At 59.7% G+C, this 22,920-nt stretch carries 21 protein-coding genes and 1 tRNA gene; 13 read left to right on the forward strand and 9 right to left on the reverse strand.

Annotation, left to right across the window (positions count from 1 at the left end; all coding sequences use genetic code 11):
- The coding region (locus tag RIB87_RS00005) for an autotransporter domain-containing protein (RefSeq protein WP_350142262.1) at positions 1-346 on the forward strand (346 nt) is incomplete at its 5' end.
- 49 nt (positions 347-395) lie between these two features.
- On the forward strand, positions 396-1,133 hold the full coding sequence (gene speG / locus RIB87_RS00010) for a spermidine N1-acetyltransferase (RefSeq protein WP_350142263.1): 738 nt from the start codon (positions 396-398) through the stop codon (positions 1,131-1,133).
- 60 nt (positions 1,134-1,193) lie between these two features.
- Here the strand turns inward: speG and RIB87_RS00015 are convergent.
- Positions 1,194-1,267, reverse strand: a tRNA-Gln gene (locus RIB87_RS00015).
- A gap of 233 nt (positions 1,268-1,500) precedes the next feature.
- On the opposite strand from RIB87_RS00015, the gene RIB87_RS00020 reads away from it, so the two are divergent.
- From RIB87_RS00020 to der, 11 genes are all read left to right on the forward strand, one after another.
- Positions 1,501-2,037: a response regulator gene (locus RIB87_RS00020; RefSeq protein WP_350142541.1), complete on the forward strand. Its 537-nt coding sequence runs from the start codon at positions 1,501-1,503 to the stop codon at positions 2,035-2,037.
- Between the two features lie 129 nt (positions 2,038-2,166).
- Positions 2,167-3,444: a Ppx/GppA phosphatase family protein gene (locus RIB87_RS00025; protein WP_350142264.1), complete on the forward strand. Its 1,278-nt coding sequence runs from the start codon at positions 2,167-2,169 to the stop codon at positions 3,442-3,444.
- A complete protein-coding gene (locus tag RIB87_RS00030) occupies positions 3,441-4,187 on the forward strand; it encodes an RlmE family RNA methyltransferase (RefSeq protein ID WP_350142265.1) in 747 nt (248 codons plus the stop codon). The genes RIB87_RS00025 and RIB87_RS00030 overlap by 4 nt, the downstream gene beginning before the upstream one ends.
- A 173-nt stretch (positions 4,188-4,360) precedes the next feature.
- Positions 4,361-5,830: an IMP dehydrogenase gene (gene guaB / locus RIB87_RS00035; RefSeq protein WP_502943187.1), complete on the forward strand. Its 1,470-nt coding sequence runs from the start codon at positions 4,361-4,363 to the stop codon at positions 5,828-5,830.
- A complete protein-coding gene (locus RIB87_RS00040) occupies positions 5,827-7,080 on the forward strand; it encodes an RsmB/NOP family class I SAM-dependent RNA methyltransferase (protein WP_350142267.1) in 1,254 nt (417 codons plus the stop codon). Before guaB ends, RIB87_RS00040 begins: the two co-directional genes overlap by 4 nt.
- Positions 7,081-7,091: 11 nt before the next feature.
- Entirely contained in the window at positions 7,092-8,675 is a 1,584-nt protein-coding gene (gene guaA / locus RIB87_RS00045) for a glutamine-hydrolyzing GMP synthase (protein WP_350142268.1), read from the forward strand.
- 5 nt (positions 8,676-8,680) lie between these two features.
- Positions 8,681-9,445 (forward strand): tetratricopeptide repeat protein, encoded by a 765-nt coding sequence (locus tag RIB87_RS00050; RefSeq protein WP_350142269.1) that lies wholly within the window; start codon positions 8,681-8,683, stop codon positions 9,443-9,445.
- A 103-nt stretch (positions 9,446-9,548) separates the two neighbouring features.
- The gene (panB, locus tag RIB87_RS00055) at positions 9,549-10,367 is read left to right on the forward strand and encodes a 3-methyl-2-oxobutanoate hydroxymethyltransferase (protein ID WP_350142270.1); all 819 of its coding nucleotides are present in this window, start codon (positions 9,549-9,551) and stop codon (positions 10,365-10,367) included.
- Between the two features lie 127 nt (positions 10,368-10,494).
- On the forward strand, positions 10,495-11,208 hold the full coding sequence (locus RIB87_RS00060; protein ID WP_350142271.1) for a tetratricopeptide repeat protein: 714 nt from the start codon (positions 10,495-10,497) through the stop codon (positions 11,206-11,208).
- Positions 11,205-12,566 (forward strand): PQQ-like beta-propeller repeat protein, encoded by a 1,362-nt coding sequence (locus RIB87_RS00065; protein WP_350142272.1) that lies wholly within the window; start codon positions 11,205-11,207, stop codon positions 12,564-12,566. Before RIB87_RS00060 ends, RIB87_RS00065 begins: the two co-directional genes overlap by 4 nt.
- 60 nt (positions 12,567-12,626) lie before the next feature.
- Positions 12,627-14,054, forward strand: coding sequence for a ribosome biogenesis GTPase Der (gene der, locus RIB87_RS00070; protein WP_350142273.1), 1,428 nt, complete (start codon positions 12,627-12,629; stop codon positions 14,052-14,054).
- Here the strand turns inward: der and RIB87_RS00075 are convergent.
- From RIB87_RS00075 to RIB87_RS00110, 8 genes are all read right to left on the reverse strand, one after another.
- Positions 14,051-14,761, reverse strand: coding sequence for an SDR family NAD(P)-dependent oxidoreductase (locus tag RIB87_RS00075; protein ID WP_350142274.1), 711 nt, complete (start codon positions 14,759-14,761; stop codon positions 14,051-14,053). The genes der and RIB87_RS00075 overlap by 4 nt on opposite strands.
- A 3-nt stretch (positions 14,762-14,764) precedes the next feature.
- The gene (gene purF, locus RIB87_RS00080; protein WP_350142543.1) at positions 14,765-16,267 is read right to left on the reverse strand and encodes an amidophosphoribosyltransferase; all 1,503 of its coding nucleotides are present in this window, start codon (positions 16,265-16,267) and stop codon (positions 14,765-14,767) included.
- A gap of 77 nt (positions 16,268-16,344) precedes the next feature.
- A complete protein-coding gene (locus RIB87_RS00085; RefSeq protein WP_350142275.1) occupies positions 16,345-16,986 on the reverse strand; it encodes a CvpA family protein in 642 nt (213 codons plus the stop codon).
- A gap of 63 nt (positions 16,987-17,049) precedes the next feature.
- Positions 17,050-18,444, reverse strand: coding sequence for a DNA repair protein RadA (radA, locus tag RIB87_RS00090; protein WP_350142276.1), 1,395 nt, complete (start codon positions 18,442-18,444; stop codon positions 17,050-17,052).
- 23 nt (positions 18,445-18,467) lie between these two features.
- Complete coding sequence (locus RIB87_RS00095) at positions 18,468-19,244, reverse strand: ABC transporter ATP-binding protein (RefSeq protein ID WP_350142277.1); 777 nt, start codon at positions 19,242-19,244, stop codon at positions 18,468-18,470.
- 38 nt (positions 19,245-19,282) lie between these two features.
- Entirely contained in the window at positions 19,283-20,071 is a 789-nt protein-coding gene (locus tag RIB87_RS00100; RefSeq protein WP_350142278.1) for an MlaE family ABC transporter permease, read from the reverse strand.
- A 10-nt stretch (positions 20,072-20,081) separates the two neighbouring features.
- A complete protein-coding gene (gene alr, locus RIB87_RS00105) occupies positions 20,082-21,245 on the reverse strand; it encodes an alanine racemase (RefSeq protein ID WP_350142279.1) in 1,164 nt (387 codons plus the stop codon).
- 52 nt (positions 21,246-21,297) lie between these two features.
- A complete protein-coding gene (locus RIB87_RS00110; RefSeq protein ID WP_350142280.1) occupies positions 21,298-22,806 on the reverse strand; it encodes a replicative DNA helicase in 1,509 nt (502 codons plus the stop codon).
- Positions 22,807-22,920: the final 114 nt, after the last annotated feature.

A 22,920-nucleotide genomic window follows, 5' to 3' on the forward strand; every position in this document is an offset into this window, starting at 1 on the left:
ACCCACCACCATCAACAGCATGAACATCACGTCTGTCAGGGCTGTGGCAGGTGTGGCAGCGCGCTACACCCACGAACTGGATAATGGCAGCCGGTTCCTGCCCGAGGGCTATGTCCGCGCGCTGCAGGAACTTGCAGACCCGGGCCAGCCGATCTCAGGTTCGGTTGTGGGCGGGGGCACGTTCGTCTCAAGCCCCACCAAGCGCGACAAGTTCTCCACCGGGGTCGGCGCAGGCTTCACCTATGAGTTCACGGACGTGTTCTCGGTACGCCTGCTCTACGACGGCGAGTTCCAGGACGATTACCGCGAGGACTCAGTCACCGCTGCGGTGCGCCTGGAGTTCTGAAAAAACCTGTGACCTGAGAGCGACTTCATTCCACAATCCTGTCACGTGGATGAGCGATGCATGGTCGCGTGCCGCCGAACCCAACGCTGCTGGCATGAAGAGCAGCCGAGTGGCTGGTTGTTGGCCCACGCCTCGCACCATGCACCTCAGGCGCAACAATCATAAATCCCGGCACGCGCCGCTGCTTTGCGGATACACTCGCGACCAAGGCGGCGACTCAGCGCTGCCTTCTCCATGTCTCGCGGAAATGAGCTTCGAAATGGCCGCTACCCAAATCAGACTACGTGCTCTTGAAAAGCACGACCTGCCGTTTGTGCATGAACTCAATAACAATCGCAGGGTGATGAACTACTGGTTTGAGGAGCCCTATGAATCATTCGTGGAACTGGAGGAGCTTTACCTCAAGCACATCCACGATTTGTCTGAACGGCGTTTCCTGGCGATTGACCAAGCCAACGAACGCGTCGGCCTCGTCGAGCTTGTCGAGATAAGTTACATCCACCGCCGCGCCGAGTTCCAGATCATCATTGCCCCGACGCATCAGGGAAAAGGCTGCGCGAAACGCGTCACCACGCTGGCCCTCGACTATGCGTTTTGCGTGCTCAACCTCAACAAGGTGTATCTTCTCGTTTCAACCGAGAATGCCGCCGCCATCAGTGTTTACGAACAGACCGGATTCATCCAGGAGGGCTGTTTGGTCAACGAATTTTTCGTCGATGGCGCCTATCAGGATGCAATCCGCATGTACCAGCTTCAGGAACCATTTCTGGCCCGGCGAAAAAACTGAGTCCTTCCTCCCTCAGCATGATCGTGCGACCTGGAGACAGGCGCGAGCGGCGGGAGTGGCTGGTTGGGGGACTAGGATTCGAACCTAGACTGGCGGAGTCAGAGTCCGCTGTCCTACCATTAGACGATCCCCCAACGGGAAGCGCGGTTTACCCTAGAGTTTCGCGGTCTGTCAAACCTCTTGGGTGCCGGGCCCTCGTTGGTGTTGGCCGCCCCGCTTTTGCATAATCGAATACATATCCTTAAGCGGGCGTTTACCGGGATATTGCAAACTGCGTTCGCTCGCACCTGCATACCACTAGACGGCCTGAGGCGAGCAAAAGGTACACTTTTTGCGTGCAAATCAGGAGTGCGGCCCGGTGAAGGATATGTCCCGCGAGACAAAAAGAGATCTCTCCGGCATGGATATCGTGCTGGTGGAGGAGTCATCGTATCTGCGTTCTATACTTACGCAGCTGGTGAAAACGTTTCAGCCAAAATCGCTGGATGTTCATCATGACGAAGACAGCGCCATTTCACGGCTGGCATTCGCCCCAACGGACTGCGTCCTGGTGGACTGGCGCCCTGAGGACGGAATTGGCCCCAAACTCATGAAGTTTGTTCGCCGTAACACGGCCTGCCACTCGCCCGAAGCAGGCGTAGTAAGCATGGCGTCGGTGGCCTCGCGCGACAGCGTGGAGCTATCGCGCGATCTGGGCTCGAACGTCTATTTGACCAAACCGTTCTCAGCGACAGACCTTCGCAAGAAAATTGAAGCGTCAATATTTGCTCCCCGCAACTTTGTAGTGGCAGAAGGATTTGTCGGCCCCGACCGGCGTCACCGCAAGGCATCGTTTGATGGCGGGGATCGCCGTGGCAACGGCCCGCTGACGCAAAACGAAATTGATTCGATGATGGCCACCTAAGCCGGGTATCAGTTTGCGCACCTGCGGGCTGGCAAATCGTGTCGGCACAGTGGTACGGTCACTTCAAGTTCAACATATTGGCGCGTGACGCAGCTCATTTGAAGGTGTGGCGCGCGCGGAGTGGAACGGGTGGACGAACCGCACGATACAGTGCGGGCGGCCCCGGCTTCCCCTGGCGACGCCGGCCCTGAGCCGCAGCGCGACGCCGGAGCGCCCGGCGCCGCGCGCGAGGAAACACCGCCCTCTTCGCCGCCCGGCGCAGAGCACGCCGTCTTGTCTGCGACGGGAGCCGACAATCCGTCAGGAGTTTCAGCCACACAAAAACCTCTGCGTCACCAACGCAACAAAAATCGTGGCGACAAGAGCACCCCTGCCTATGCAGCTATAGATCTGGGCACAAACAATTGCCGACTTTTGGTAGCCCAACCGGCCGGCGGTACGTTTGAGGTTATTGATGCATTTTCGCGCATCGTTCGGCTTGGGGAGGGTCTGGGTAACAGCGATGAGTTAAGCGCGGAGGCAATGGACAGAGCGGTAGGGGCGCTGCGCATCTGCGCTGCCAAAATGCGCCGCCGTAATGTCGCCCGTGCGCGCGTTATTGCCACCCAGGCCTGCCGTCATGCGGTCAACTCAGGCATGTTCATTGAACGCGTCGCCCGCGAGACGGGCCTCGAACTGGAAGTCGTAACGCCAGAGGAAGAAGCCCGCCTGGCTGTTTTGGGGTGCACGCCCCTGCTGGACAAATCAGCCAGCAGGGCATTGGTGTTCGATATCGGCGGGGGCTCAACCGAGCTTGTGTGGCTTGATATGACGAACATAGGCCCGGCCGGCGAACCTCATGTGTTGGCCTGGGCATCCCTGCCGGTTGGCGTTGTAACTCTCGCCGACAGATACGACGGCCGAACCCTGAACCGCACCGGGTACGAAAAAATGGTGCAGGAAGTGACCGCGCTGCTGAATGACCGTCCGTGGTCTGAGGAAATGGACGCACAGCTTGATGAGGCTGTAGCCAAGGGTGATATCCACCTGCTTGGCACGTCCGGCACCGTCACCACCATTGCCGGCATCCACTTGGGCTTGCGCCGGTATGACCGTTCAAAAGTGGACGGCACCTGGATTGATTTTGCCGATGTCTCCGCCGTCACCCAGGCTCTCAGCCTGATGACACTTGAGGAACGTGCAAACGTGCCGTGCATCGGCAGGGAGCGCGCCGACCTTGTATTGGCAGGCTGTGCTATCCTCGAAGCTATACAGACGTCGTGGCCCTGTCGCCGCCTGCGCGTGGCGGACCGGGGGTTGCGCGAAGGCATTCTCATTACCCTGATGCGCGAAGACAGGCGCAATCAGAAACGCAAGCGCCGCCGCAGGCGTGGCGGGCGTAAAAGGGCGCAGCAGACAAACCTATGAGCAAACGCAAGGCCGGAAGTGGCACCACCAGCAACACTGCAGGCAGCACACGCGAACTCAAACAGCGCGTTAAGACTGCACGCGGCCGCAAGAACTCGTCCACCCAATGGCTGCAACGCCAGCTGAATGATCCGTATGTCGCAGCGGCCCGGCGCGACGGTTATCGCAGCCGGGCGGCCTACAAGCTGCTTGAAATTGACGACAAACATCATTTCCTCAAGCCCGGTGCCCGCGTGGTGGACCTGGGGGCGGCGCCCGGCGGCTGGACGCAGATTGCCGTCAAGCGCACCGGTGCTGCAAACGGGCGTGGCGGACATGTGGTGGGCATTGATATTTTGCCCATGGAACAGATAGCCGGTTCCACCGTCATCGAACTGGATTTTCGGGCTGATGAAGCGCCCGATACCTTGAAGGAACTGATGGGCGGTCCGGCAGACGTGGTGCTGTCAGATATGGCGGCGTCTGCTACCGGTCATAGGCCGACTGACCATCTGCGCATCATGGCGCTGTGCGAAATGGCACTGGATTTTGCTGTTGAAGTGCTCAAGCCCGGTGGCAGTTTTCTGGCCAAAGTGCTGCAGGGCGGTGCCGAGCGCGACCTGATGAAGGCCCTCAACCGGAACTTTGCCGCCGTCCGTCACGTAAAGCCGAAGGCCAGCCGCTCCGATTCGGCTGAAATGTATGTGCTGGCGACAGGCTTCAAAGGCGGATCCCGCTCTGTTCAGGGCAATTCCGAGGCCTGAATAACCCCTACATCGGGCCGAATGGTCACATGCAGGGCACGTTTGCGTTTGTGCAGCGCAAAACAGTTTGCCGTGCGTCCGCATCATGGTATTTACCCCCGCCAACACCAAGAGCCTGCGGCGGTTCTGTCACCCGGCAGACAAAGAACGCAGAAGCGGAGGTTGGCTTGCAAATCCTGACTGGAAATATCCCCGAGGCCCTCACATTTGATGATGTGCTGCTACGCCCGGCTGCGTCCGATGTTCTGCCCGGTGAGGTAGATACCCGCACGCGGCTGACCGCTGAAATAGACTTGGGCATACCGATTATTTCATCCGCCATGGACACCGTGACCGAGGCCCCGCTGGCCATCGCCATGGCGCAGGCCGGCGGCGTTGGCATTCTTCACCGAAACATGTCACCGGATGAACAGGCCGAGCAGGTGCGGCAGGTCAAGAAGTTTGAAAGCGGCATGGTGGTGAACCCGGTCACCATCGCACCTGATGCCAAGTTGCAGGATGCGCTGAGCTTGATGGAGCAGCATCGCATTTCCGGCATTCCAGTAGTGGAGAGCGACAACAAGCTGGTGGGCATTGTCACCAACCGCGACGTGCGGTTTGCCAGCAATCCAAACCAGCCCGTGTATGAACTGATGACGAAGGAAGTCATTACGGTGCGCGAAAATGTTGGTCAGGACGAGGCCAAGCGCCTGCTGCACCAACACCGCATTGAAAAACTCGTGGTAGTGGACGACGCTTATTGCTGCACTGGCCTCATCACCGTCAAGGACATGGAGAAGGCAAAGCTTCATCCCAATGCCTGTAAGGATGAGCAGGGTCGCCTGCGTGTTGGTGCGGCAACATCAGTAGGTGACGACGGCTTCGCCCGCACCGAGGCGTTGATTGCCGCCGGTGCTGACGTGGTGGTTGTCGATACAGCGCACGGCCATTCATCCCGCGTGCTTGATGCTGTCCGGCGCATCAAACAGCACAGCAACTACACGCAGGTAATAGCGGGCAACGTGGCTACGGCAGAGGCAACCCGCGCGCTGATCGAAGCTGGTGCGGACGCCATCAAGGTGGGCATCGGCCCCGGCTCAATCTGCACCACACGCATGGTGGCGGGCGTCGGTGTGCCGCAGCTTTCTGCCATTATGGAATGCGCCAACGAAGCCAAAGGATCCGGCCGTCCGGTGATCGGCGACGGCGGCATCAAGTATTCCGGCGATCTGGCAAAGGCCATTGCGGCAGGCGCTGATGTCGCCATGCTCGGCTCGCTGTTCGCGGGCACTGACGAAAGCCCCGGCGAAGTCTTTTTGTACCAGGGCCGCAGCTACAAGGCCTATCGCGGCATGGGCTCCATCGGCGCCATGGCGCGCGGCTCCGCTGACAGATACTTCCAGGCCGACGTCAGCGACCAGCTGAAGCTTGTGCCCGAAGGCATTGAAGGTCAGGTGCCCTACAAAGGCCCGCTCGGTGCCGTGCTGCATCAGCTTGTCGGCGGCCTGCGTGCGTCTATGGGCTACACCGGCTGCAGGACTATTCCCCTGCTGCACGAAACAGCACAGTTCCAGCGCATCACCAACGCCGGTCTGATTGAAAGCCACGTCCACGACGTGACCATCACCCGCGAAACACCCAACTATCCGAGCCCAAGCCGTTGACCCCAGGCGCGCGCGTCGCAGCGGCGATCGAGATCATTGAGGAGATCGAGCGCGGGCTTCGGCCCGCCGACGATGTGGTGCGTCAGTGGGGTCGTAGCCACCGGTTTGCCGGCTCCAAGGATCGTCGGGCTATTTCCTCGCAGGTCTATGCCGTGCTGCGGCGGCGCGGATATTATGCCAGGGCCGTGTCTGCGGCTCCACGCGCATTGGTGCTCGCAGACCTTGTGCTGGGCGAGGGCAAGGCTCCGCAGGAGGTTGCCGCACTTTTTTCAGGCGAAGGCCATGCGCCTCTGGCCCTCAATGATGATGAGCACACACTCATCAGTACACTGAGCGGTTTGCATCGGGATGGCCTGCCGTCTTATGATGTGCCGGAGTTTTTGTTGCCTGAGCTTACCAAGGCTTATGGTGAAAATCTTGATGAGGCGCTAGCCGCACTCGATACACCTGCGCCGCTTGACCTGCGGGTCAACACGCTCAGGACAACGCGCGATGACGCCGCTGCGGCACTCGCAGCCGTAGGCATTGAAGCAGCGCCGACACCCCATGCGGCCACTGGCCTTCGCGTTGTCGGCAACCCTCTCATCGCAGGCACCATCGCCTATAAGGAAGGCCATGTAGAGCCAATGGATGAAGGCTCGCAGTTGGCGGCTGCCCTTGTTGATGCCCGACCCGGTATGCAGGTGGCAGATCTGTGCGCTGGTGCTGGCGGCAAGACGCTGGCGCTCGCGGCCACCATGCAGAACAAGGGGCAGATATACGCAACTGACAGCGATGCGCGCCGCCTCGGTAACCTGGCCCCGCGTATGAAACGCGCCGACGCTCGCAACATCCATCCGATGAAATGGCCGCAGGACGGCAATTTCGGCGAACTGCATGGCAAGTGTGACCGGGTCCTGCTGGACGTGCCGTGCTCAGGCTCTGGTGCCTGGCGCCGACACCCCGAGCTCAAATGGCGCATTGACGATGCCGCGCTGGAACAGGTCACCAAAACGCAGGATGCCCTGCTGCGCACAGCCGCGCCCCTGGTCAAGCCTGGTGGCAGGTTGGTGTACATCACCTGCTCGGTTCTGCCGGTTGAAAACGAACGCCGCATTGAGGCTTTTTTGGAGGCAAACCCGGACTTTTCGCTCGTGGTTTCGCCAAACGATCCGGCGCCCTCTGGCGCGACCGGCCTGCGCCTTCAGCCTCATACCCACTCAACGGACGGCTTTTTCATCAGCCGCCTTGAACGCAACACTTCCACTTGAACGAGCCCGCAATGACGCAAAGCCCCCAGCCAGACATTCCAGCCGGCGCCGACGACCGTATACTGATCATTGACTTCGGCAGTCAGGTCACCCAGCTCATTGCGCGGCGTGTGCGTGAGAGCAATGTCTATTCCGAGATCGTGCCGTTTGATAAGGCGGACGAGGCGATTGACCGGCTCAACCCCAAGGCAATCATTTTGTCGGGCGGTCCTGCCAGTGTCACCGGCATGGGCACGCCGCGTGCACCAAAGCGCGTGTTTGAGCTTGGCATTCCCGTGCTGGGCATTTGCTATGGCGAACAAACCATGGTGGCGCAGCTTGGCGGCAAGGTGGAAGCCGCAGACGAACGCGAGTTTGGCCGCGCCGAGTTTACGGTCATGCAAACCAGCCCTTTGTTTGATGGCGTTTGGGATACAGGCTCCAGCGATCAGGTGTGGATGAGCCACGGCGACCGGGTGATCGAAATCCCCGAAGGCTTCAGCGTCATCGGTACCAGCGCCAACGCGCCGTTTGCGGCGATCGCCGATGAAAAGCGCAGATTTTATGGCGTTCAGTTTCACCCTGAAGTTGTCCACACGCCGCGCGGTGCAAAGCTGCTGCAAAACTTCACACAGAACATAGCCGGGTGTGCCGGCAACTGGTCTATGGCTGCGTTCAGAGAAACCGAAATCAAGCGCGTACGCGAACAGGTGGGCACGGGCAGGGTGATCTGCGGTTTGTCCGGCGGTGTGGATTCATCCGTGGTCGCCGTATTGCTGCACGAAGCCATTGGCGAACAACTTACCTGCGTGTTCGTGGATACCGGCATGATGCGCATGGGCGAAGCCGACGAAGTGGTGACGCTGTTCCGCGACCACTACAATATCAAGCTCGTGCATGTGGAAGCGCAAAAGCTGTTTCTGGACAAGCTGGAGGGCGTCACCGACCCTGAACGCAAGCGCAAGATCATTGGCGCGACTTTCATTGATGTGTTCGACGACGAAGCCAAAAAAGTAGGCGGCGCAGAATTTCTGGCGCAGGGCACGCTCTATCCCGACGTGATCGAAAGCGTGTCGTTTGCTGGCGGCCCTTCGGTCACCATCAAGTCACACCACAACGTGGGTGGCCTGCCTGAGCGCATGAATATGAAGCTGGTGGAACCGCTGCGCGAACTGTTCAAGGACGAAGTGCGTATTCTGGGCCGTGAGCTTGGCCTGCCGGAGCTATTTGTGGGCCGCCATCCGTTTCCTGGTCCTGGCCTTGCCATTCGTATTCCCGGCGAGATCACCGGCGAGCGGCTGGATATTCTCCGTAAAGCGGACAAAATCTACCTCGAAGAAATCCGCAACGCAGGACTCTATGACGACATCTGGCAGGCCTTCGCAGTGCTGCTGCCAGTCAAAACAGTTGGCGTCATGGGCGATGAACGCTCTTATGAGTTTGTCTGTGCCTTGCGAGCTGTCACCTCAACCGATGGCATGACGGCCGATTACTACGACTTCAGCCACGCATTTCTGGGCCGCACTGCAACGCGCATTATCAATGAGGTGCGTGGCATCAACCGGGTGGTGTACGATATCACTTCCAAACCGCCCGGCACGATTGAGTGGGAGTAACTGTTTTGCGTAGCCATACCCCGTATTGCCTGATTCCGGGCCTTGTTCTGGGGGTTGTACTTGGCCTGGTACTCCCTGCGTCCGGGGCCGTTGCGCAATTCACCTTCCCGGAGCCTGTCGAGCAGACAGAACCGCAAACACCACAACCCGCGCAAAACGAAACATCTGCGCAGTCAGCCACCCCTGAAATTGTCTTAACACCCCCGCCGCTTCCTGAAGCGACCGCTGCGCCTGAAACATCCCCCGATACTGAGGCTGCCGCCGATACCGCGACAGCGGTCAGGCCGGATGACGTTAACGGCATCGTCGAGAACGAGCTGTGCCATGCACAGTTTTTTGACGACGGCACCCCGGCTCAGGCCGTTATCCATTGCACCCGCGCACTTGAATCCGGCGATCTGTCTGAAGGCGATATCGTCACCGCACTGGTCAACCGCGGCGTGGCCTACAAACTCAACGGCCAGCTTGCTCTCGCAATCGAGGACTACACAGCAGCCCTGGAAAAATCACCCGAGGCCGGTGACATCTACACCACCCGCGCCAACGCATTCCTGGAAATGTCGCAGCTTGATGCGGCCATCTCCGACGCCAACAAGGCACTCGCCTTCAATCCTGAATACGCTGCTGCCTACTATGTGCGCGGCAGGATCTTTGAAGCGCTTGGTCAAAACACATTTGCCGGCGACGATTTCATGCGCGCCTATGAACTGGCCCCCGACAACAAAGACATAGAAGAAAAAGCCTGGGCCTACGGCAGCAACCAGAACTAACGCCCGCAAATCGATCTTAGCCGCTGTTTGTGCAGCAATTGCGTTTAACGGGTGCACTCACTAGTGTGCCGCACCGCACAAAACGGCATTTAAAAGGCCCTCCATGTCCGCCCAGAATACCACTCGCCGCAAAACAGTGCCGCAGATTCGAAACTCCAAGGGCAATACGCCGGTGGTGTGTCTGACGGCCTATCACGCACACACCGCCCGTCTGGTGGACCCGTATGTTGACCTGCTGCTGGTGGGCGACAGCCTGGGCATGGTCATGCACGGCATGGAAAACACGCTTGGTGTCTCGCTTGAGCTGATGATCCTGCATGGCAAGGCCGTGATGCGCGGCGCCGATCAGGCGGTTGTGGTGGTGGACATGCCGTTTGGCACCTATGAGGAAAGCCCGGCAATCGCTTTTCGCAATGCCGCCCGCGTAATGCATGAAACCGGCTGCACCGCCATCAAGCTTGAAGGCGGCGCGCGCATGGCCGAAACCATTCATTTTCTGTCCGAGCGGGGCATACCGGTGATGGCCCATATCGGCCTGACGCCGCAAAGCGTGCAGACCATGGGCGGCTACAAAACCCAAGGCCGCACTACCGATGAATGGGCCGCCCTTGAGGCCGACGCCAAAGCCGTGGCGGATGCAGGCGCTTTTTCTGTAGTGCTGGAGGGCATTGCAGAGCCACTTGCCGCCCGTATAACTGGCCAGATCGACATCCCGACCATCGGCATCGGCGCATCTCCGGCGTGTGACGGGCAGATTTTGGTGCTGGAGGACATGCTGGGCCTCAACCCGCAGCCCGCCAAGTTCGTCAAGGAGTTTGCAACGCTGGGGGCCGCCATCGAAGGGGCAGCGCAAGCCTATGCAAAGGAAGTCCGCGCCCGGCATTTTCCGGCGGAAGAACATACTTACGCGATGAAGAAATAGCTGCCTGGCTCAGGTCATTACAGCGGTCCCCACCCATATCCTTTATGGGTGGTATCCTGCGCCCAGCCCGGCTAATTTAGCGCATTCCTGAAACTTAACTTTCCAAACAGCCAGCGAGCCCGCCTCCGTGAGCGATATTTTCCGCGAAGTTGATGAAGACCTCCGCCGCCACCGCGCCGAGGAAGTGTGGAAGCGCTATGGCACGTATGCCATTGCGGCCGCTATCGGTCTGATCGTGATTGTCGCGGGTTTCACCTTTTGGAGTGCGACCCGGCAATCAGCCTCCGAGGACGCCGCACGGGCGTTCGTAGCTGCCGGCCAACTGGCTGCCGATGGCGATGTCGCCGGTGCCGCCGATGCCTACGCGGCTATCGCGGCTGATGCGGGTGGGGGATATGGCACGGTGGCCAGTATGCGCGCTGCCGGTCTCAAGGCTGAGGCAGGCGATGTGGTTGGCGCTGTTGCAACCTATGATGCCATCGCTGCGGGCGGCGGTGATGAACTGCTACGTGGCCTCGCCAGCATCAAAGCGGCACTTCTTCTGGCCGATACAGCGAGCACGGACGAGTTGAAAGTGCGCCTCACGCCCCTGGCGGAGGATGACAACCCATGGCGTTTTTCTGCGCTTGAGCTATTGGGCTTTACGGAACTGCGCGACAACAACCGCGAGGCTGCCGGCGAATATTATCAGGCACTGGCAGACCTGGAAGGCGCGCCGCCGCTGGCTCGTGAGCGTGCACGGACCATGTTGCGAGGCCTGCAACTCGATGGCCCCGTGGCGCGTCAGCTTCCAGCAGACCCTGCGGCAGACGCAACTGTGGAAGGTGAGGACGCCCAATGACCGTTTCACGCTTTTTGCCAGCACAGCATTTGTCGTCCCGTGCAGCGCTGGTGCTCATCGCAGCGCTGGCTCTTGGCGCGTGTGATACGTTCAACGATCTCATCAGCCCGTCTGATGATCCACCGCTCCCCGGCGAGCGCATTTCCGTGCTGGCCCTTGAGCAGCAGCTTGAAGCTGACCCGCGCATTGCAGGCCTGCAGGTTGTGCTGCCTGCGCCATATGTCAATGACAGTTGGGCACAACCGGGCGGTTTCCCCGACAACGTGCTGCACCACCTTGACGCCTCAGAGGTTTTGGCGCGGGTCTGGCGCGTGAATGCCGGGCAGGGGTCAACCGGCGACGGGCGGCTGACTGCACCCCCCATCATTGCTGATGGGCGCGCCTATGTCCTGGATGCTGAAGGCAGCGTGCGGGCGTTCGACGCTACAACGGGCAATCGGCTGTGGGCCGTTGACCTGACACCTGAAGATGCAGACTCCGAAGAAGGGTTCGGCGGCGGCATTGCGTATGATGCCGGTGCAGTTTTTGTCGCCACGGGCTTTGGCACAGTGGTGGCGCTTGATGCCACCACCGGCGAGCAGTTCTGGGTTCACAATGGCGGTACGCCCTTCAGGGCGGCCCCCTCGGCTGTCGGCGGCCGTGTGTTCGCCATTTCCTTCGACAACCAGATTGTGGCACTGGCGCAGGCGTCCGGTGACGTGCTGTGGACGCATTCCGGTATTCAGGAAACCGCCGGCATCCTCGGCTCACCAAGCCCTGCCGTCTCCGGCGATACGCTGGTTGTACCGTATTCCTCCGGCGAGGTTTTTGCGCTGCGCGTCGAAAACGGTCAGGAAATCTGGAACGACACGCTGACCCGTGTTTTGTCAAACACGGCACTGGCCAATATCAGCGACATTGCCGGGCGTCCGGTCATTGACCGCGACCGCGTGTTTGCGGTCAGCCATGCCGGGCGCATGGTTGCCATCGACATCCGTACCGGCGAACGCGCATGGACGCGCTCCATATCTGGCGTGCAGACACCATGGGTGGCCGGTGACTTTATCTTTCTGGTCACGACCAGCGCTGAAGTGATTGCGCTCTCGCGGCGTGACGGGCGCATCAAATGGGTGACGCAGGTGAGCCGTTTTGAGGATGAGGAAGACCGCGACGGTGCCATATCCTGGTCAGGTCCTGTTCTGGTGGGCGACCGGTTGTTACTTGCATCTTCTACCGGCAACGCGTTGGCTCTTTCGCCTTATACGGGCGAAGTGCTGGGCGACATCGAGATTCCCGACGGGAGCTTCATCGCACCAGTTGTTGCCAACAAAACCGTTTATATTCTGACGGACGGCGCGGACCTTCTGGCCTTCCGATAGACCGGCCCCTTTTGGCCCTCATGGCCTTCACGGCCCCCGGCGCGGCAGGAGCCGCATAGCATGAGCTTTACTCTGGCAATCGTCGGCCGCCCCAATGTGGGCAAATCGACTCTGTTCAACCGTCTCGTCGGCAGGCGGCTTGCGCTGGTTGATGACACCCCCGGTGTCACCCGCGACCGCCGGGAAGGTGTGGCCGAACTTGGCGACATGACGTTTTCAGTCTTTGACACAGCAGGCTTCGAGGATGCCAGCGGCGACGTGCTGCCCGCCCGAATGCGCCGCCAGACCGAAGCGGCAATCGCAGATGCGGACGTTTGCCTGTTTCTGGTCGATGCCCGCACCGGCGTGACACCGCTTGATGAAGAGATTTCCCGCATTCTGCGCAAAGGCAACACGCCGGTGGTTTTGGCCGCCAACAAATGCGAAGGCAAGGCAGGTGAAGCGGGCCGCATGGAGGCTTACAAATTAGGGCTCGGCGAACCACTGGGTATTTCCGCCGAGCACGGCGAGGGAACATCCGACCTCTACGCAGCTCTTGTCCCCTTTGCCGAAGCGTCTAAAGCCTTTGACGACTATGAAGACGAAGATGCTGAAGCGGCAGTCGACAAGCCAATGCGCGTTGCCGTGGTGGGAAGGCCCAATGCGGGCAAATCAACTCTCATCAATACGCTGATCGGCCAGGACCGGCTGCTGACCGGCCCCGAAGCAGGGATTACCCGCGACAGCATCTCGGTGGACTGGAAGGTCGGTGATCGGGCGGTAACACTTTGGGATACGGCCGGTCTGCGGCGCCGCGCCCGCGTGACGGAAAAGCTCGAAAAGCTATCCGTCGCTGATACCTTGCGTGCCATTGATTTCGCAGAAGTTGTGGTGCTGCTGATTGATGCCACCCAGCCGTTTGAAAAGCAGGATCTGCAAATCGCCGACCTGGTTGTGGACGAAGGCCGCGCGCTCATTCTGGCCGTCAGCAAATGGGATCTGGTAGAGGACCGAAGCGCCGCATTGCGTGAAATTGACCAACGCATTGATGAATTGCTGCCGCAGGTAAAAGGCATTGAAGTGGTACCTATTTCCGCTTTGACCGGGCAGGGGCTAAACAAGCTGATGCCTGCCGCATTGCGCGCTTATGAGCGCTGGACAAGACGTATTCCGACTGCAGGCCTTAACCGCTGGCTGGAAATGGCTGTCGGCAGGCACCCACCGCCTGCAGTGCAGGGCCGCCGCATCCGCCTGCGCTATATGACGCAGGCCAAGGCTCGTCCGCCAACCTTCATTGTATTTTCCCAGCGGGCTGAAAAACTGCCTGAAAGCTATGTGCGGTATCTTGTGAACGCCCTGCGGGAGCGTTTTGACCTTGATGGAGCGCCTCTGCGCCTGATGCTGCGTAAGGGAGATAATCCGTATGCAGACCAGCGCACAAGGCGCGGTACGCCGCAAAAGGCAAAGATCAAGAAGCGGGCGGCCAACAAGCCTGTCAAAAAGGCCTAGCCTTCAAAACGCCTGGTTTCGCCATTGGCGGTAAAGTCGGGCAGGGCCATTTGCACAAACATCGGCGCAATATCATTTGGGTGCGGCAATGTTTGCGGGTCTTCGCCGGGCATGGCCCGTGCGCGCATGGCGGTGCGTGTAGGGCCAGGGCTCAGGAGATTGGCACGCACGTTGGTGGACGCCACTTCGGCCGCATAGGTTTTCACCAGCGCTTCAAGGGCTGCCTTTGAGACCGAATAAGGCCCCCAGAACGGACGGCACTTCTGGGCAGCACCCGACGTGACAAAGATCGCGCGTCCCGCGTCTGCAGCCTGCAACAACGGATCCATCGAGCGTAGCAAACGCCAGTTCGCGTTGACGTTGATATCAATGGCGGTATGCCAGTCTTTCGGGGTCACATGCCCGATGGGTGAAATTACGCCCAGTGCACCAGCATTACCCACCAGCACATCAAGGTGACCCCAGCGCTCATAGAGCGCCGCACCCAGCCGGTCCACACCCTCATAATCCGTCAGGTCCAGCGGCACGAGCGTTGCGGCACCACCCGCAGCCTGGATTTCGTCATCAAGCTCTTCAAGACCACCTTCGGTTCGCGCCACAGCCACAACATGCGCGCCTGCCTTTGCAAGTGCGAGTGAGGCCGCATAGCCAAGGCCCCGCGAGGCCCCGGTGACAAGAGCAATTTTTCCGTCGAGTTGTCCCGCCATGCGTCAGGCAATCTCTGCCAGGAGCGAAAGCTGCGCACCGGCCCTGTCACCGTCTTTGTCGGTCAGGCTGGTGGGGTAATCGCCGGTGAAACAATGGTCGGTCAGTTGTGGCTGGTCCGGGTTGCGGCCGTTATATCCCATGGCCTTGTAAAGTCCCTCAACGGACAGGAACGCCAAACTGTCCACGCCGATATAGGAACGCATGCCCTCAAGATCAAAGCGATGTGCCAGCAGCTTCGACTGGTCGGGCGTGTCGATGCCGTAAAAATCTGAATGGGTAATCGGCGGGCTTGCGATGCGCAAATGCACTTCGCGCGCGCCCGCGTCTCGCATCATCTGTACAATCTTGATGGAAGTTGTGCCGCGAACAACGCTGTCATCCACCAGCACAATGCGTTTGCCTTCCACTTGCGAGCGGTTGGGATTGTGCTTGAGTTTGACCCCAAGTTGACGGATCTGCTGGGTCGGCTCGATGAATGTGCGGCCCACATAGTGATTGCGGATCAGCCCAAGCTCAAACGGCAGCCCGCATTCGTTGGCGTAGCCAAGCGCAGACGGCACGCCGGAGTCCGGTACCGGAATGACAACGTCTGCTTCTTCATGAGATTCGCGGGCAAGCTGCGCACCAAAGTTCTTGCGCACATCATATACGCTTTTGCCGCCCACAATGCTGTCGGGCCGGGCAAAGTAAATATGTTCGAATACACACGGTCGCGCAGGCTGTGGTGGAAATGGCTTGTGACTTTCCACACCCTCTTCCGTACACACCACAATTTCGCCTGGCTCCACCTCGCGCACAAAATGCGCACCGATGATATCGAGCGCACATGTTTCAGAGGCAAAAACTGGAGACCCGTCGAGGTCGCCCATCACCAGCGGGCGAATGCCGCGCGGGTCACGCGCGCCAATAAGTTTTTTTGGTGTCATGCACACAAGGCCATAGGCACCCTCGACCTGCGACAGCGCATCGACAAGCCGCTCAATGATGCGTGGCTTGTCTGAGCGGGCCACAAGCTGCAGCACGGTTTCAGTATCGGATGTGGACTGAAAGATGGCCCCTTTACGCACAAGCTGGTCGCGCAGGGTGAGTGCATTTGTCAGGTTGCCGTTGTGCGCAATGGCAAAGCCGCCGCCCCACAGGTCAGCAAACAGCGGCTGCACATTGCGCAGCACTGTCTCGCCGGTGGTGGAGTAGCGGTTGTGGCCGATGGCAGCAGAGCCTGCCAACCGGTTTATCATCTTTTCCGATGAGAAATTATCGCCCACAAGGCCCATACGGCGTTCTGCGTTAAACCGTTCGCCGTCATAGGAAACGATGCCTGCCGCCTCCTGACCGCGATGCTGAAGGGCATGGAGGCCAAGAGCCGTGAGGGCAGCAGCATCCGTGTTGCCGAACACGCCAAATACGCCGCATTCTTCACGCAGCGTGTCGCCTTCCAGCGTTTCATGCCACGTCGCGATGTCAATTTCGGCCTGAGATGGGGGGAAGGTGGGGGCAGCGTGCATGGGGTCTTTGGGGGTCAAGATAGCCTCTTGTGCCGTAACAGGCATTAAACCGGCGCATCACCCAAAAAGCGATGCGGTTAGCCATTCCCTTCAACCGACTCGATCAACTGATCGAGCCGCCTGCGTTCCTCAGCGTTATACCCGTCGTCCGCCGCTGTGTCAGCGCTATCGTTTGACGCGGGCTGCGCGGTGCCGGGTGTACCCCCGGCTCGGGGCGTGGCCCGCAATGCGGCTGGCGGTGTATCGCCATCAGGATTGACCCAGTTTGTAAGGGTTTGTGAGGTGGCTGATACCAGTGGCAGCAAACGGGCGTCATCCAGCCACGGCGGAAAGTCTTCGCGGGATACCAGCCATGCAATGAACATATAGGCGATCGTCACGAGCAAAAAACCCCGCGCCAGACCAAACAGGAAACCGCCCGTGCGGTCGAGTGCACCCACATGGCCGTCCGGCACCATCTCGCCAAGCCGGAAAGTGATGAGAGAGACAACCACCAGCACGATGGTAAAGACCAGAAAAGCCGCCCCGGCATCGGCAAGCCACGCAGGGTCAATCAGGTCGCGGGCCGTGGGCGCCAGGTAGGGAAGGGAAAGAATTGCGGCACCAGCAGCCGTGACCCATGCCAGGATCGACAGGATTTCACGCACAAAACCCCGCACCATGGCGAGCAGGCCGGAAATCAGCGTGATTGCAATGACAACGGCATCAAACCCCGTCACGGTCGTTCCCTTTCGTGGTGGCCGCGCCCCTGGCCATCAGTGCCACTGTCATCATGCTTAGCATTATCGCACCTCGCCCGGCACCTTTGAATGGCAAACGGCGTTAACAAGGCCGCCAATTGTCTCGATTTCCTGCACCGCGAGTCCGCCGGAAAACGCCTTGAGCCCGCCCGGTCCAATAGCCGCCCTGAACCCCAGCTTGGCTGCCTCCTTGGCCCGGTTCTCAGCCTGATTGACCGGACGAATGGCCCCCGAAAGACTGATCTCACCGAACACCACGGTATGCGGATCAATCGGTGTATCATCAAGCGACGACAGCAGCGCGGCGGCTACGGCCAGATCAGCTGCAGGCTCGTTCACCCGCAGACCGCCCGCCACGTTGAGATACACGTCATAGCCGCCAAATGACGCCCCGCAGCGCGCCTCAAGCACCGCCAGCACCATGGAAAGCCTGCCGCCGTCCCACCCCACAACAGCGCGGCGTGGTGTGCCAAGTGTTGTGCGGACAACGAGTGCCTGTATTTCCATGAGCACGGGCCGCGTACCCTCAATGCCGGCAAATACAACAGAGCCTGCCGCACTGCCGGAGCGGTCACCCAGAAACAGCGCGGACGGATTGGACACTTCTGATAGCCCGGTATCGCGCATTTCAAAGACGCCGATTTCATCGGTCGGCCCGAAGCGGTTTTTGACGGCGCGCAGAATGCGAAACTGATGCCCGCGCTCGCCTTCAAAATAAAGCACCGTATCCACCATATGCTCCACCACACGGGGACCGGCGATCTGCCCTTCCTTGGTGACATGGCCCACCAGAATAACGGCCGTGCCCCTGGCCTTGGCAACACGTACCAACGCCTGCGCACATGCACGCACCTGTGCCACCGTGCCCGGAGCGGACTCCAATGCGTCCGACCACATGGTCTGGATGGAATCGATGACGACGGCGTCTGCCGCCGGTGCCTGCTCAAGCGTCGCCACAATGTCGGCAAGGCTTGTTGCAGCGGCAAGCTCGACGGGCGATTTTTCAAGGCCCAGCCGCTTGGCGCGCATCCGCACCTGCGCAATGGCTTCCTCGCCGGAAATGTAGAGCGCTCGCTTGCCGGTTTTGCCCAGCGCAGCCATCGCCTGCAGCAAGATTGTCGATTTGCCGATACCAGGATCGCCGCCCACAAGCAGAGCTGATCCGGCCACCAGACCACCGCCACACACCCGGTCAAACTCCGCAATGCCTGTCACCATGCGTGGTGCTTCGGCGGTTTCGCCTTCAAGTGGCACAAGGTCCAGCAGCTTGCGGTTGCCGCGCGTCAGCCTCGCTGTGGCAGGCGAGGCAGCAGGGCCACTGTCGCCTGCTTCTTCCACCAAGGAGTTCCAGGTGTCGCAGGCATCGCACTTGCCGGCCCACTTGCCGTATACGGCACCGCAGGACTGGCAGACAAAGCGTGTGGTGGATTTGGCCATGGGGCTGAGGCGGGCTTGGGGCGTTACGCCTTAAGCACTTCCATCTGGATCGGGCCTTCGGCGCGCCCGTTGATGAACTGATCCACATACGGATTACCGCAGGTATCAACTTCCGCAGCCGTGCCGGTCCAGATGATTTTGCCCTTGTGGATCATCGCCATGTGGTCGGCAATCTTGCGCGCAGACGCCATGTCGTGGGTGATGGACAGCGCAGTTGCGCCCATATCATCCACCGTATCCACAATGAGCTGGTTGATGACATCCGCCATGATCGGGTCAAGGCCGGTGGTCGGTTCGTCAAAAAAGACGATCTCGGGGTCGTGGGCAATTGCGCGGGCAAGTCCGACGCGCTTTTGCATACCGCCTGACAGCTCCGACGGATTGAGCTCACCGACATCGGATGAAAGCCCCACCTTGGCGAGTTTTTCCATCGCAATGTCTTTTGCCTTGGCGCGCGGCATATTCTCGCCCTGAATCAGCGCAAAGGCGACGTTTTCCCAAACGCTGATGCTGTCAAACAGCGCACCGCTTTGAAACAGCATACCAAATCGCTTGAGCACCTCCTCGCGTTCGCCTTCGGAAATGCCAGTCACTTCCTCGCCGTCCACCTTGATGGAGCCGGATGTGGGATGCAGCAGCCCCAAAATGCATTTGAGCATGACCGATTTGCCGGTGCCCGACCCGCCAATCACCACCATGGAGTGGCCGCGCTCAACACGCAGGTTCACATCATCCAGCACCACCTTGGGGCCAAACTGTTTGTGCACTCCTTTAAGTTCAATCATCGGCGTGTCAGCCATGGTCATGTGCCCTTGGTGTGTCAGACGGCAGTTGAGTGTTACTCGGTGAAAAACAGCGAGGTCATGATGTAGTTGGCAGCAAGAATAAGGATTGAAGACGCAACAACAGCGTTTGTGGTTGCCCGACCTACACCCTGCGCACCACCCTGACTGCGATAGCCGGCGTAGCAGCCCATCAGTGCAATGATGAAGCCAAATACTGCCGACTTGATAAGACCGGATGTCACATCGCGCACTTCGATGAAGTCCACAGTGTTGCCGATGTAAACCAGCGGGTTGAAACCCAGGCTTTGAGTGCCGACGGTAAAGCCACCAAAAATGCCGATGATGTCAGCAACCAGCACCAGCAAAGGCATACAGATAACAGCTGCAATAATGCGCGGGGCCACCAGATATTTGAACGGGTTTGTGGAGAGCGTCACCAGCGCGTCAATCTGCTCGGTCACGCGCATGGTGCCGATCTCGGCAGCAATCGCCGCTGATACGCGTCCGGCAACCATAAGGCCCGCAATTACCGGCCCCAGTTCACGCGTGATGCCGATGGCCACAATGTTGGCCACAAAGCCTTCCGCGTTGAAGCGCGATCCGCCGATATAGATTTGCAGCGCCAGCACGCCGCCGGTGAAGAAGGCCGTGAGGCCCACAACCGGGAGCGAGAAATAGCCGATGCGCATCATCTGCTGGCCGATATGGCGCAGGTAAAACGGCGGCGTGAAGCAAGCCCGGATGGCACGGAATGTGAACCGTGACAGGGCACCTACTTCGGCCAGAAAGGTCAGGACAGCGCGCCCGACAAGCGCAAACACATTCACCGGCAATATCTCCATGAGGGCAGCATCATGTCTTCTGGGTCGCTGATTCATAAATATAGCGCCGAGTATAGCGCCGTCCCAAGCTGGTTAGCACCTCATACCCGATGGTTCCAGCAGCGTTTGCCAGCGTATCCACACTCATGGATGGCCCGATGAGTTCAGCGGCGTCACCGGCCTCAACATCCCGCGCACCAGGGGCTGAGACATCCAGCACTACCAGGTCCATCGAGACGCGCCCGACATAAGGCACAGCAACTCCGTTCACGACGGCAAGTGCCCTGCCCGCAGCGCTACGAAACAAACCATCCGCATACCCCGCAGCGATTGTGGCAAGCCGCATATTTCTTTGTGCTGTGAAGGTCGCGCCATATCCCACAGTTTCACCCGCCGCGATGTCGCGCACCTGAAGGATGCGTGCGGTAGCGGTTATCACAGGCTCAAATGGTGCAGGGGCATCCGCAAACGGCGACGCGCCATACAGGCAGATGCCCGGTCGTGTCAGCTCATAGTGGTAGTCTGACCCCAAGAAAATACCGGCCGAGTTGGCAAGGCTGGCAGGGGCGTCCGGCAAGTGAACGCGCAGGCTGTCGAAGTTGCGGCGCTGCATTGCACTCATCTCGTTGTCGGGAATATCTGCACAGGCCAGATGGCTCATTACCAGCACTGTCTCAAAGTTGCGCAAAAGGGTTGTGTCATTGCGCAGATGTTCCAACTCCGCCATGCCAAAACCCAGCCGGTTCATGCCGGTATCAAGGTGCAGCGCCGCGGGCAGACGCGCGCCTGCTTCGGCGCAGACAGTTGCCCAATGACGGGCCTGAGTGAGGTCATTTATGGCTGGGATGAGTTGGCATTTCACCATCGTCTCACCACACCCCGGCGTTGGCCCGTTCAGCACAAATATTCGCGCATCTGGCGCAACCGCGCGCACCAAAGCGCCTTCCTCGGGAAGGGCGACAAAAAAGCTATCGCACCCTGCATCAGCAAGTGCCTTTGCGACCGGCTCAACGCCCAACCCATAGGCGTCCGCTTTGACGACGGCAGATGCGGTGGCTGCGCCGCTGGCTTCATTGGCTGCCCGCCAGTTGCGCACAAGCGCATCCAGATCAATTGTCAGCGTACAGGCTGACTGTGCAGAGACAGACTGGGAAGGGGGGGGCTGTATAGAGACAGGCTGGGGAGGGGGCTTCAAGGCGCGATCCGATTTACAGTGCGGCGCGGGCAATATCCGCCACAGGGGTCAACTACGGACCATCATAGCCCTGATGGAAATGGTCAAGGTCGCCGAAGCGTGTGAGGTCAGCCTGGAACTGAAGCTGCACCCGGCCCGTGGGCCCGTGCCTTTGCTTGCCCACAATCACTTCTGCCAGCCCATGGGCGCGGGCGCTTTTTTCCTGCCAGGTAAGATGCTCAGGTGTGCCTTCGGTCGGCTCCTCGCGGGACAGATAATATTCCTCGCGATACACGAACATCACCACGTCGGCGTCCTGCTCGATAGAGCCTGACTCACGCAGGTCAGAGAGTTGGGGCCGCTTGTCTTCACGTTGTTCCACCTGACGCGACAACTGCGACAGCGCCAGAATGGGCACGTTGAGTTCTTTTGCGAGCGCCTTCAGACCAGTGGTGATAGCCGTCACCTCCTGCACCCGGTTGTCCTGGTTGCGGCCTGAACTTGTGACCAGTTGCAGATAGTCCACCACGATGAGTTGCAACCCGATCTGCCGTTTGAGCCGCCGGGCGCGGGCTGCAAGCGTTGAAATGGCAATGCCCCCCGTATGGTCGATGTAGAGCGGCACAGACTGCAATAGTTCAGTGGCCTCGCGCAGTTGGCCAAACTCATCGGCTGTAATGTCGCCGCGGCGGATTTTCTCAGACGAAATCCCCGAATGTTCCGCGAGCAGACGCGTGGCAAGCTGTTCAGCCGACATTTCCAGCGAGAAGAACGCCACAATCCCGCCATCGCTCACTTTCTCGCGGCCAAACTCATCCAACTCGGTCTGGTAGGCCCGTGCGGCGTTGAAGGCGATGTTTGTGGCCAGCGCGGTTTTGCCCATGGAGGGGCGCCCGGCGAGGATAACCAGATCAGAGTTCTGCAAACCACCCAGCTTGGCATCCAGATCACGCAGGCCGGTGGAAAGACCTGACAGGTGCCCTTCCCGCTGATAGGCCGCCGCCGCCATATCAAGGGCAGTGGTGAGGGAGGTCTTGAAGGGTTGGAACCCGCCCTCATAGCGGCCTTTTTCTGCCAGGTTATACAGCGAGGCCTCGGCATTTTCGATTTGCTGTGACGGTGGCATATCCACCGGGCTGTCTTCGGCTACCGCCTGAATATCCTCACCCAGCCGGATCAGTTCACGCCGCACGGCCAGGTCATAGATCGCGCGGCCATAATCCTTGGCGTGCGGTGTGGCAACGGCGGCAGCCGCAAGGCGCGCCAGATAGGCCGGGCCGCCGACTTCCGCCAATGTGCTGTCGTGGTCAAAAAACGCTTTCAGCGTCACGGGTGTTGCCAGATGGCCGCCAACCACAAGATGCGCAATCGCTTCAAAAATGCGGGCGTGCAGCGGCTCATAGAAGTGGTCTGCAATCAGAAACTCAGAGACCCGATCATATGCCTCGTTGTTCACCAGAATGGCACCCAGCAACGCCTGCTCCGCCTCAATCGAGTGGGGCATCTCACGGTAGGCGATGCCGTCGAAGGATGAGTCTGGCTCAGTCTCGAAAGGCGGTGTGGGTGCTGCGGCTTGATTCATGAGATTCTTTTTAAGGGGTAAGGGGGAAGCATGTGACAGTTTCGCCAGCCATGCACGGCAAAGTTATTCACACCCTGTGGATGGTGTGCGCGATTCAGCCCAAGTGATTCTTTT

The sequence above is a fragment of the Pyruvatibacter sp. genome, from assembly GCF_040219635.1.
Lineage (GTDB): Bacteria > Pseudomonadota > Alphaproteobacteria > CGMCC-115125 > CGMCC-115125 > Pyruvatibacter.

Bases quoted from the DNA above. Each gene is read 5' to 3' on its own strand.
- RIB87_RS00020 (WP_350142541.1), top strand. From the start codon at position 1,501: ATGTCCCGCGAGACAAAAAGAGATCTCTCCGGCATGGATATCGTGCTG.
- RIB87_RS00075 (WP_350142274.1), bottom strand. From the start codon at position 14,761: ATGGCGGGACAACTCGACGGAAAAATTGCTCTTGTCACCGGGGCCTCG.
- RIB87_RS00030 (WP_350142265.1), top strand. From the start codon at position 3,441: ATGAGCAAACGCAAGGCCGGAAGTGGCACCACCAGCAACACTGCAGGC.
- panB (WP_350142270.1), top strand. From the start codon at position 9,549: ATGTCCGCCCAGAATACCACTCGCCGCAAAACAGTGCCGCAGATTCGA.
- der (WP_350142273.1), top strand. From the start codon at position 12,627: ATGAGCTTTACTCTGGCAATCGTCGGCCGCCCCAATGTGGGCAAATCG.
- RIB87_RS00095 (WP_350142277.1), bottom strand. From the start codon at position 19,244: ATGGCTGACACGCCGATGATTGAACTTAAAGGAGTGCACAAACAGTTT.
- guaA (WP_350142268.1), top strand. From the start codon at position 7,092: ATGACGCAAAGCCCCCAGCCAGACATTCCAGCCGGCGCCGACGACCGT.
- speG (WP_350142263.1), top strand. From the start codon at position 396: ATGAGCGATGCATGGTCGCGTGCCGCCGAACCCAACGCTGCTGGCATG.
- radA (WP_350142276.1), bottom strand. From the start codon at position 18,444: ATGGCCAAATCCACCACACGCTTTGTCTGCCAGTCCTGCGGTGCCGTA.
- purF (WP_350142543.1), bottom strand. From the start codon at position 16,267: ATGCACGCTGCCCCCACCTTCCCCCCATCTCAGGCCGAAATTGACATC.
- RIB87_RS00100 (WP_350142278.1), bottom strand. From the start codon at position 20,071: ATGGAGATATTGCCGGTGAATGTGTTTGCGCTTGTCGGGCGCGCTGTC.
- RIB87_RS00065 (WP_350142272.1), top strand. From the start codon at position 11,205: ATGACCGTTTCACGCTTTTTGCCAGCACAGCATTTGTCGTCCCGTGCA.
- RIB87_RS00110 (WP_350142280.1), bottom strand. From the start codon at position 22,806: ATGAATCAAGCCGCAGCACCCACACCGCCTTTCGAGACTGAGCCAGAC.